Annotated in this window: 8 protein-coding genes; 6 read left to right on the top strand and 2 right to left on the bottom strand. The window is 72.4% G+C overall.

Going from position 1 to position 10,648, the window contains the following annotated elements; genetic code table 11:
- Positions 1-44 precede the first annotated feature (44 nt).
- Positions 45-1,799, bottom strand: a complete 1,755-nt coding sequence (locus ACFWE2_RS21680; protein ID WP_377226280.1) for a DUF349 domain-containing protein — start codon at positions 1,797-1,799, stop codon at positions 45-47.
- Positions 1,796-2,578 (bottom strand): peptidylprolyl isomerase, encoded by a 783-nt coding sequence (locus tag ACFWE2_RS21685; protein WP_377226281.1) that lies wholly within the window; start codon positions 2,576-2,578, stop codon positions 1,796-1,798. The genes ACFWE2_RS21680 and ACFWE2_RS21685 overlap by 4 nt, the downstream gene beginning before the upstream one ends.
- 202 nt (positions 2,579-2,780) lie before the next feature.
- Between ACFWE2_RS21685 and ACFWE2_RS21690 the strand changes: the two genes are divergently transcribed.
- From ACFWE2_RS21690 to ACFWE2_RS21715, 6 genes are all read left to right on the top strand, one after another.
- Positions 2,781-3,443, top strand: coding sequence for an MBL fold metallo-hydrolase (locus ACFWE2_RS21690; RefSeq protein ID WP_377226282.1), 663 nt, complete (start codon positions 2,781-2,783; stop codon positions 3,441-3,443).
- 7 nt (positions 3,444-3,450) lie between these two features.
- Positions 3,451-4,134: a hypothetical protein gene (locus tag ACFWE2_RS21695; RefSeq protein WP_377226283.1), complete on the top strand. Its 684-nt coding sequence runs from the start codon at positions 3,451-3,453 to the stop codon at positions 4,132-4,134.
- A gap of 30 nt (positions 4,135-4,164) precedes the next feature.
- Complete coding sequence (gene hisS, locus ACFWE2_RS21700) at positions 4,165-5,535, top strand: histidine--tRNA ligase (RefSeq protein WP_377226284.1); 1,371 nt, start codon at positions 4,165-4,167, stop codon at positions 5,533-5,535.
- Positions 5,536-5,602: 67 nt separating this feature from the next.
- The gene (locus ACFWE2_RS21705) at positions 5,603-6,724 is read left to right on the top strand and encodes an Rv2578c family radical SAM protein (protein ID WP_377226285.1); all 1,122 of its coding nucleotides are present in this window, start codon (positions 5,603-5,605) and stop codon (positions 6,722-6,724) included.
- Positions 6,725-6,877: 153 nt separating this feature from the next.
- Positions 6,878-8,914 carry a hypothetical protein gene (locus ACFWE2_RS21710; protein WP_377226286.1) on the top strand — a complete coding sequence of 679 codons (2,037 nt, stop codon included), beginning with the start codon at positions 6,878-6,880 and terminating at the stop codon, positions 8,912-8,914.
- A 50-nt stretch (positions 8,915-8,964) separates the two neighbouring features.
- Positions 8,965-10,581: an alpha/beta fold hydrolase gene (locus tag ACFWE2_RS21715; RefSeq protein ID WP_377226287.1), complete on the top strand. Its 1,617-nt coding sequence runs from the start codon at positions 8,965-8,967 to the stop codon at positions 10,579-10,581.
- Positions 10,582-10,648: the final 67 nt, after the last annotated feature.

Consider the following 10,648-nt stretch of genomic DNA (forward strand, 5'->3'; position numbering starts at 1 on the left):
GTCGCGCAGTGCGACCGGGCCCGCTGTGGACAACTCAGGGGACGTCAGCCCCTGGAGTCCTCCGCCGCCTTGACGACCTGCTCGAGCCACGAACGACGGGCCGCGACAGCCGCCTCCAGCTCGGAGATCTTGCGCTTGTCACCCTTGGCCTGGGCGGCCGCGAGGTCCGCCTCGAGACCCTCGATGGCGGACTGGAGCTGGGCGGCGGCACCCTCGGCGCGCGCACGCGTCTCCGGGTTGCTCCGCTTCCACTGCGCCTGGTCGGCGTCGCGGATCGCGGTCTCGACCGCACGCAGCCGGCCCTCGACACGCTGGATGTCACCGCGAGGGACCTTGCCGGCCTCCTCCCAGCGCTCCTGGATGTTGCGCAGCACGGCCTTGGCCTTGTTCAGGTCCTTGACCGGCACCAGCGCCTCAGCCTCCAGCAGCAGCTCCTCCTTGACCTTGAGGTTCTCGCCGTACTCCGCGTCGATGACGGCGTTCTCGGCGTCCCGCGCCTCGAAGAACCGGTCCTGCGCGGCCCGGAACCGGGCCCACAGGGCGTCGTCGTCCTTGCGCGACGCGCGGCCGGCCGCCTTCCAGCGCGTCATGAGGTCGCGGTACGCGCCAGCGGTGTAACCCCAGTCCGTGCTGGTGGACAGCGCCTCGGCCTCCGAGACCAGCTTCTCCTTCTCGATCTTGGCGCTGCTGTTGCGCTGCTCCAGGTCGGCGAAGAAGTGCCGGCGCTCGCGGTCGAACGCGGTGCGGGCGTGGCTGAACCGCTTCCAGAGCGATTCCTCCGTCGGGCGGTCGATACGCGGCCCGGAGCGCTGGGCTTCCTTCCAGCGGTCGAGCAGCTGGCGCAGCTCCTCGCCGGCGGGGCGCCACTGCATCTTGCTCGGGTCGGTCGCCGCGATCTTCTCGGCGGACTCCACTATCGACGTACGGGCTGCGACGGCCTCCGCCTTGGCGGCGGACCGTGCCTCCTCGAGGGCGGCCCGGCGTTCGGCGGCACGGCCGCGCAGCGCCTCGACCCGTGCCCGCAGGGCGTCCAGGTCGCCGACGGCGGCCGGCTCGGCGGTCTCCTCGCCGAGCTTCTGGAGCGTCTGGTCGATCTCGCGCACCGACAGGTCGGCGCTGTCCAGGCGGGCCTCGAACAGGCCCACCTTCGCGGCGAGGTCGAGGTACCGGCGCACGTACAGCGCCAGCGCCTCCTCGGTGGTGACACCAGGGAACTGGCCGACGATGCGCTCGCCCGCCGAGTCGCTGACGTACACGTTGCCCTCGGCGTCCACGCGGCCGAACTTCTCCGCCTCGGCGTGCGCGGCGGCGTCGGCGACCGGCACAACGGGCGCGGGGGCAGCGGCCGGCGCAGCCTGTGCCGCTGCGGCCGACGGCGCGCCCGGCTTGGGCGGACGCGGCCTCGCGAGCGCGGCGGGCGACGGGATCGCCGCGGGCTTCGCGGGGGCGGGCTGGGCGGCGGGAGCCGGGGTCGGCGGCACCACGGCGGCCTCGGCTTCGGCCGGTGCGTCGGCGTCGGCCTGGGGGGCCTCTTCAGCGGGAGCCTCGGCCGCGGGGGCCGCCTCCTCGACGGGGGCCTCCTCGACGGGAGCCTCCTCGACGGGAACCTCGGCCGCGGCGGCCGGGGCCGCCTCGGCAGCGTCCTCAGGTACCTCCGCCTCGGCCGGCGCCTCGGTCACCTCTGCTGCCTCACTCACCGCCTCGGCGGGAGATTCGGCTGCGTCTGGAGTCTCGGCCACGGGCTCGGCGGGCGCGTCCTGCTGGACGGGCTCTGCCGAGCGGGAAGTGGGTTCGCTCACTGGGTCTCAACTCCTTCGATGGTGACCGGGTCGACGGGCGCACCGTCCGGTGCACCGCCCGCCGTCCCCGCGTCAGCGACTGCCTGGACGAAGTCCAAGCCGGATGTGATCGTGCCGAAGACCGTGTACCCGCCGGCTGCGTCGGAAGGGATGGTCGATTCCTCGTAGACGAGGAAGAACTGGGAGCCCATGGACTCGGCGTCGCCGCCGCGGCGCGCCATCGCCACGGTGCCGGCGGGGTAGACGTCGCTCTCCGGGGCGTTCTCGATCGGGCCGAACGAGTAGCCCGGGCTGCCGGACCCGGTGAACGTCGGGTCGCCGCACTGGAGCACGTGGATGCCCTCCGTGACGAGCCGGTGGCAGCCCGTGCCGTCGAAGTAGCCGCCCTGGGCGAGCGTGACGAAGTTGGCGACGGCCTGCGGGGCCTTCTCGCCGTCGAGCTCGAGCACGATGTCCGCGGTCGTGTCGCCCGAGCAGGCCCGCAGCGTGACCGTCCACGTGCGGTCCTCCGCGACCGACGGGTCGGCGAGCTCGTAGTCGTCGCGCGCCTCCTCGACACCCGCCGGGCAGGCACCGGCGGCGTCGGCCGCGTCGTCCTCGCGTGCGCTGTCGTTGATCAGCGCCGCGACTACGAACGCGCCGACCAGCGCGAGCACGGTGACCAACGCGACGAGGCCCCAGAGGCGCTGCCTGCGAGCGCGCTTGGCCGCCTGCCGCTGCGCTCGTTTCTCCGCCTGCCTGGCCTGCTGCGCGCGCTGCCGCTGCTTGGTGGACGCCACCGCGTTCCCTTCTCCGTGCTCTCTTGTGCTCGCCTCGACCCGGGGCCTGGCCGCGCTGGACCGATTCACTGCCGGATCCGGGGCGAATCACCCCGTGCGGGGACAGTGTAGGCATCGGATGCCACGACGTACTGTCTGAACCTTTTCACCGAGGGGTGAAGAGGGCCTGTCAGCGAGGGCCCCAGCCGCTAACGTGGGCTTCGTGGAGCTCCGTGTAGTGGTCGCACCCGTGTTCGGCACCAACTGCTGCGTCGTGTCCTCCGGCACCGACTGCGTGGTCGTCGACGCCGGCGCGGGAGTGGCCGACGCCGTAGCGCGCCTGGTCGACGAGCACGGCCTGACCCCGCGCGCGGTCCTCGCCACGCACGGCCACGCCGACCACACGTGGGACGCGGGCGAGCTCTGCGCGCGGTACGACGTCCCGATGCGCCTGCACGAGGCGGACGCCTACCGGCTCGCCGACCCGTTCGGCACCCTGAGCCCCGCGCTGGAGGCCGCGCTCGGACTGCACCGCGACGACTACCGCGCGCCCGCCGTCGTCGAACCGTTCGCGACACCCGGCGGCTTCGCCGTGCTGAGCTTCGGGCAGGTCACCTTGCACGCCGTGCACGCCCCCGGCCACACGGAGGGCTCCACCCTCTACCGCCCGGACGACACGGTGATCCTCACCGGCGACGTCCTGTTCGCGGGCTCCGTCGGCCGCACCGACCTGCACGGCGGCTCGGGCCACGTGATGGGCGAGACGCTGCGCGAGGTGGTGCGCGGGCTGGACCCGGCGCTCGCCGTCGTGCCAGGGCACGGGCCTGCCACCACTGTGGCGCACGAGCTGGAGACCAACCCGTTCCTCGCCGCGGAACGCAGATGAGGGTCAGATGAAGGTCTACGTCGATCAGCACGCCGGGATGGCGGCGGACGGGTGGTCCGCGGCATGGACCTTCGACCTGGAGCACTGGGGCACGTGCGGCCAGGGGCCCGACGACGCCGCGGCGCTCGCCGACCTCGGCGTCCGGTGCGGCCTCGGCGCCATGGCCGTCGAGACCGGCGAGCTCCAGGTCGTCGAGCGCGTGGACCGTGCGCGGACCGGCGACGAGACGGTGTTCGCGAGGGACCGGGTACCGGCGTCGGAGGCGGAACGGGAGACGACGCTCGCGATCCTAGAGCACGCGCGGGCCAGGACCCTCGACCTCGTGCGCGCTGCGCCGCCCAGCGTGCTGGCACACCGCGACCCGGCCCGTGTGCTCCCGCCCTACGCCTGGTGGCACACGGTGGGGCAGCTCGCGCTGCACATCGCGGACACCGAGTCGCGCTACTACCTCCCGCTGCTCGGGCTGCCCTCGCGGGACCGGGCGAGCGACCTCGTGACCGAGCTCGAGGAATCGGGTGAGCACGTGCGGCGCGTGGTGTCGCAGATGGCGCTGCACCTGGAGTCGTCGTCCGACCGGGACGGGACCTGGACCAGCGTCAAGGTGCTGCGCCGGCTGGCGTGGCACGAACGCGGAGAGCTCGAGGTGCTCGACCGGCTGGTCGCGCACGCGCCTGTGGACAGGCCGGGCTGACAGCGGCCCCCTCGTGGGAAGATCTGTGGCATGGCAAAGCCCACTCCTCTCTCCGGTTTCCCCGAATGGCTCCCTGACGGTCGCATCGTCGAGCAGCACGTCCTCGACACCCTGCGACACACCTTCGAGCTGCACGGGTTCGCCGGGATCGAGACGCGGGCCGTCGAGCCGCTGGACCAGCTGCTGCGCAAGGGCGAGACCTCGAAGGAGGTCTATCTGCTGTCGCGGCTGCAGGAGGAGAACGGTCAGAGCTCCGACAAGCAGCTCGGCCTGCACTTCGACCTGACCGTGCCGTTCGCGCGCTACGTGCTCGAGAACGCGGGCAAGCTCGCGTTTCCCCTGAAGCGCTACCAGATCCAGAAGGTCTGGCGTGGCGAACGCCCTCAGGACGGCCGCTTCCGCGAGTTCATCCAGGCCGACATCGACGTCGTCGGCGCGGGCGAGCTCCCGTACCACTTCGAGGTCGAGGTGCCGCTCGTCATCGCGGAGGCCCTTGGCTCGCTGGCCGGCATCGGCCTGCCGCCGGTCCGCATCCTGGTGAACAACCGCAGGGTCGCCGAGGGTTTCTACCGGGGCATCGGCCTGGACGACGTCGAGGGTGTGCTGCGCCAGATCGACAAGCTCGACAAGATCGGTCCCGAGAAGGTCTCCGGCCTGCTCGTCGCCGAGTGCGGTGCAACGGAGGACCAGGCCAAGGCCTGCCTGGCGCTCGCGTCCATCTCCGGGTCGGACGTCGGGGTGATCGCCGAGGTCCGTGCCCTCGCCGAGTCGCACGGCGCCACGACGGAGCTGCTGGAGACGGGCCTGGGCGAGCTGGAGGCGCTGATCGCGGCCGCCTCGGAGCGCGCTCCGGGTGTGGTCGTGGCGGACCTCAAGATCGCGCGCGGGCTCGACTACTACACGGGTTCCGTCTACGAGACGGTGCTGGTCGGGCACGAGCAGCTCGGTTCGATCTGCTCGGGCGGCCGCTACGACACCCTCGCCTCGGACGGCAGGAACACGTACCCGGGCGTCGGGCTGTCGATCGGCGTCTCGCGCCTGGTGTCGCGCCTGCTGTCCGCTGAGCTCGTGCGGGCGACGCGTTCGGTGCCGTCGGCGGTGCTCGTCGCCGTGTCGTCCGAGGATCAGCGCGTGGCGTCCGATGCGGTGGCCACCGCGCTGCGAGCCCGCGACATCCCGGTCGAGGTGGCGCCGAGCGCTGCCAAGTTCGGCAAGCAGATCAAGTACGCCGACCGGCGCGGCATCCCGTTCGTCTGGTTCCCGGGCACCGCGGGGGAGGACGGCGTGGTGGGCGCCGACCAGGTCAAGGACATCCGCTCCGGCGAGCAGGTGGACGCCGACGCGGCGACGTGGGAGCCGTCCGACGCGGACCGCTGGCCGCAGGTCGTCCCGGTGCCGTGACCGCCCGGCGCCCCACGCCGCGGGAGTGACGACTTGACGCCTGTTCGAACGAGTGTTCGAATCGGGTATGCGGTGGAACGGTCAGGCGATCAATCATGACGACGGTGCGCTTCCCGGGCTCGAGCTGCCCGGGTTGCGCACCGCCGGACTGCTGCGCACCGTCCGGTCGCCGGAGTTCGCGGGCGTGACCTTCCACGAGGTGCTGGCCAAGAGCGCGCTGTCGAAGGTCCCGGCGGTATCGCAGATGCCGTTCAAGTGGACGGTGAACCCTTACCGCGGCTGCTCGCATGCCTGCTTTTACTGCTTTGCCCGCAATACCCACGAATATCTGGATCTCGACTCCGGGCACGACTTCGACTCCCAGGTCGTCGTCAAGGTCAACGCGGACCAGGTGCTGCGCGCTGAGCTGGCCAAGCCGACCTGGACCCACGAGGCCGTCGCGCTCGGCACCAACACCGACCCGTACCAGCGGGCCGAGGGCCGCTACAAGCTCATGCCCGGCATCATCTCGGCGCTCGCGGACTCGGGCACGCCGTTCTCGATCCTCACCAAGGGCACGCTCCTGCGGCGCGACCTGCCGCTGCTGACCGAGGCCGCCGGGAAGGTCGACATCGGTCTCGGGGTATCGCTCGCGTTCGCCGACTCACCGGCCGGCAAGGAGCTGCAGCAGGCCGTCGAGCCCGGCACTCCGACACCGCGCGCCCGCCTCGACCTGATCCGCGCGATCCGGGCCGCCGGCCTGCCGTGCGGCGTCATGGTCGCACCGGTCCTGCCGTGGCTCACCGACTCGCTCGTCCATCTCGAACGGCTCCTCGACGACCTCGTCGACGCGGGAGCGACCGGCGTCACCGTGCTGCCGCTGCACCTGCGGCCAGGTGCCCGCGAGTGGTACCTGGGCTGGCTCGAACGGGACCATCCGCATCTCGTGGCGGGCTACGGCCGGGTCTACGCGCGCGGCGCCTACGCGCACAAGGGCTACCGCGACTGGCTCTGGGAGCGGGTGTGGCCGCTGATCGCCGAGCGCGGTCTCGGGGGTGCTGCCATGCATCGCGCGCGGGCCGCCGGAGCGCACGAGGGCGGTCAGCACGTCGAGGGCGACTACCCGCGCGGTGCGTTCAGCGGGATGCGGGCCGACGGCGCCGGTGCGGCCTCCCTGGTCGCGGACGTCGGGAGCGAGACCCTGTTCTGATGGAGCACCCGCTGGCAATTGCCCGCGCCGGAGGACCAGCACGCCGTACCCTGACCTGCGGCGCTACCGTGTGGCCGGGACCGAGCTCGTTCCTCACCCCTGTCCGGCCACGGTAGGCCGCGCCCTCGGCCAGCAGTCCAGAAAGGCACCACGATGACCACCGCCCCAGTCCCCGAGTGGCCCCGCATCGAGGCCGTTGCCCGGCCCGACGGCACTGGTGAGCTCACGATCGACGGCATCGGCTACCCGGTCCAGGCCCCCACCGTCGAGGAAGCCCGGCTGAGGATCCTCGCGCGCATCGCCGACACCGCTGCCGAGCTCAAGCGCCCGGTGCGCGTGCTGGCCAGCGAGCCGGACGGGCAGTGGCCGCTGATCGTGCATCCTGACGGCCGGGTCCAGGCGGACGACGGCCTCTCGGCGAGCCCCGCGCCGTCGCCTTCGGTCTTCGCCCCGAACACGGCGACCACGGGCGCGGCGGCGACCCCCGAGCCGCCCGCGACCGGCGCAGCCGACCCCGCCGTCGGGCAGCCCGCCGTCGGGCAGCCCGACACCGACGCCTGGGCACGCGCCGCCCGCCAGGCCCAGGCGACGCCGATCTCGGCAGCGCCACAGGAGATCACGGACTCCGTCCCGGTCGGCCAGCCGACCTCCCGCGATCTGCCCGACGACGAGACGGTCGTACGGGCCCATGGCGAACTCCTCGACGCGGCGCCTTTCGAGCTGCCCGACGACGTGACGGCCGTACGCGCCCACGGCGAGGTGGTCGACGCGGCGCCGTCCCTCGGGGCTCCCGACGAGGAGACGGCCGTGCGCGCCCACCGCGAGGTCGTCGGCACCGCACCGGTCTTCGAACTGCCCGACGACGTCAAGCTCGTGCGCGCCCCTGGCGAAGCCGATGGCACCGCGCCGTTCCTCGAGCTGCCCGACGTCGACACCGTCGTGCGCACCCATGGCGAAGCCGTGGACGTCGTGCCTGCTCCTGCCGTGCCGGCGAGGCCCCGGCGTCGTGCGCTCTGGCTCTCGGTTGGTGTGGTGGGCGCGGTCGTGCTGGTCGCTGCCGGGACGTACGGTGTCATCGCCCTGACCGGCAACCTTCCCGAGCCCGGACCGTCCACCCCCGCGGGTGCGCTGCCCGGCGCGGGGGCGGTCCTCCCGGTCCAGGCACCGGCTGGTTTCGACCGGGCCGCGCTCTGGTCGGTCCCGGTCGGTGACGAACCACAGGTCCTGCTCACCCCGGGCGGTGGCGTCCTCGCCGCGTCCGTCGGGGAGGACACGTTCTCGATCTTCGACCGCGCCAGGGGAACCACGACCTGGGAGGGACAGGACCCGGTCGAGGGTCTGCGCCTGTCGCAGATCGGCGCGGAGCCGGTGCTGGCAGCGGACAGCCCGGGAACGTTGCACGTGTGGCCGCTGGAGGCCCCCGACCCCGCGGGGGTGGCGCCGACCACCATCGACCTCGGCAGCGACGAGGCCGAGGTCACGTACGACGGCACCGCCCCGCTGATCGTGCTCCCGGACCAGGAGGTCGCCCTGCTGGACAAGAAGAACGCCACCACGGTCACCCTCCAGGTGCCCGAGGGCGCGACCCCGGTCGCGGCGACCCCGCAGCACGTCATCGCGGTCGGCCCCGGCGCGTGGTGGACGATCGCCCCGGACGCGGACCCGGTCCGTAAGGACCTGCCCCGGCCGAAGCAGGCGGTCGGTGACCCGACGGCGGCGATCGCGGTGGGTGGTAACCAGCTCGCCGTCGTGTGGCACACGAAGGACTCCGAGAAGGACGTCCTGGCCCTGGTGGGTCTGAACCGCAACACGATCCGCGCGGCCGGTCTGATCCGGGCCTCGGCGATCGCGCCCGGTACCGAGCCCCTGCGTGACCGTGCCGGTTCCGGCCGGACGATCGGGCCGGTGCTCGTGGACGTCGGTCCCAAGCCTGTGGTCGCCGACCTCGGGGAGATGACGCCCGAGGCGGTGCTCGGGCGCACCGTGTACGGCACGAGCCAGGACAAGCCCGCGGTCGCGACCCTCACTCCGGACGGTGTCAAGCTCAAGGTCACCGAGAACACTGGCGGGGACCCGGGCGAGAGCGCACCCGTGGCGGCCCTCACGAAGAACATCGCGTTCGTCGTCGCGACACAGGGCGACCAGACCGTCCTGTACGCACTGCCCCGCACCGAGAAGAAGAACTCCTGACCGGGCGAACTTTCGTGGCGTACGTCTGATTCACCTGTTTCACTCGGCGCATGACCTTGCGCTCGACGGCGTCGCGCCGAGCCCGCGCGGCCCTCACCCCGGTCCTGTCCCTGCTCTTCGTCGGCTCGCTGCTGGCCGTGGGCGCCGCGCCCGCCCAGTCGGCGACCCGAGCGGTACCGTCAGCCGCAGCGTCTGCGGACGACATCCCCTGGACCACATGCGCGAACGAGGGCGCTGCAGCCTTCGACTGTGCCGCGGTCGAGGTGCCCTCGGACTACGACGAGCCGCAGGGACCCACCACCACCATCGCGATGACCCGCCTGCCCGCACTGGACCAGGAGAACCGCATCGGGAGCGTGGTGGTCAACTTCGGCGGGCCCGGCGGGTCAGGCGTGTCGACCCTGCACGGGATCGGCGCGGGGCTCTTCGACGCGTCCGTCCGCGAGCGCTTCGACATCGTCAGCTTCGACCCGCGCGGCATCGGGCTGTCCGATCCGACCACGTGCTTCCCCACGCTGGCGGACGAGCAGGAGTTCATGGCGTCGAGCCTGATCCTCCCGCAGGACGAGTCGCAGAATGCCCGGTTCGTCCGTGAGGCGGCGACGCTCGCCAGGGGCTGCACGATCTTCGGCGGTGATCGCCTGGCGACGGCGTCGACGGCCAACGTGGCCCGCGACATGGACGTGCTGCGGGAGCGGCTGGGCGAGGACACGCTCACGTACGTGGGCTACTCGTACGGCACGGTCCTGGGCGCGACGTACGGGAAGCTCTTCCCGGACAACGTGCGCGCGATGGTGCTCGACGGCACGCTCGACCCGCAGGTGTGGACGGGTGACGCGGGCGGCAAGCTCTTCGGCGACCGGATCCGGCAGGCGGAGGGCGCCAGCGAGACCTACGGCGAGTTCGTGCGGCTGTGCACCGAGGCGGGCGAGCGGTGCGCGCTCAACGCCCTGGGGGACCCCGCCGAGGTCGTCGAGGCCGTCTACGCGGCGCTCAAGGAGCAGCCCGTCGAGCTCCCGACGGGCCCGGGGACCACCATGACGTTCGGGTACGGCCACCTGGTGGGCCAGATGTTCTTCACGATGTGGGACACGGCGGACTGGTCGAACCAGGCGGCCTTCGTCGCACAGCTCGCGGTCCTGACGGGTACGGTCCCGCAGCCGAGCGCCGAGGCCCGAGGTTCCGGCCCGTCGATCAGTGAGCTGCTGCGCCGCCTCGGCATCTCGGAGGACTATCAGTCCATCGGTGGCCAGGTCGGCCCCGTCTGCATGGACGCCGACTTCCCGGGGCGGCTGTCGTCCTACCCGGACAAGGTCGAGGCGCTCGACGAGCAGTACCCGCACTTCGGGCTGTTCCGCGGCTGGCTGGGCGTCCAGTGCGAGTTCGTCCCCGTCGTCGACGAGGACGCGTACGCCGGCCCGTGGGAGCAGACGACGCAGCGGCCCGTGCTCGTGATCGGCACCCGGTTCGACGCGGCCACGAGCTACGGCTTCACCGCGCCGTACGCCGCCCTGTGGCCGGACGCCCGGATGCTCACCGTCGACGGCTGGGGGCACACGACGATCGGCCGGAGCAGCTGCGCCGACGCCGCGATCGCGCGGTACCTCGTCACGCTCGAGGCCGACGACGGCGCCGTGTGCGAGCAGGACCTGGTGCCGTTCGGCTGACCGTCGTTCCCGCGAGGTAGAGCGCCTGTCCGGGTCTCCTGGCAACAACTCCTGGCAACAACAAGGA

Origin of the sequence: Promicromonospora sp. NPDC060271 (assembly GCF_042726755.1) — a bacterium.
In the GTDB taxonomy this organism is placed as follows: Bacteria; Actinomycetota; Actinomycetes; order Actinomycetales; family Cellulomonadaceae; genus Promicromonospora.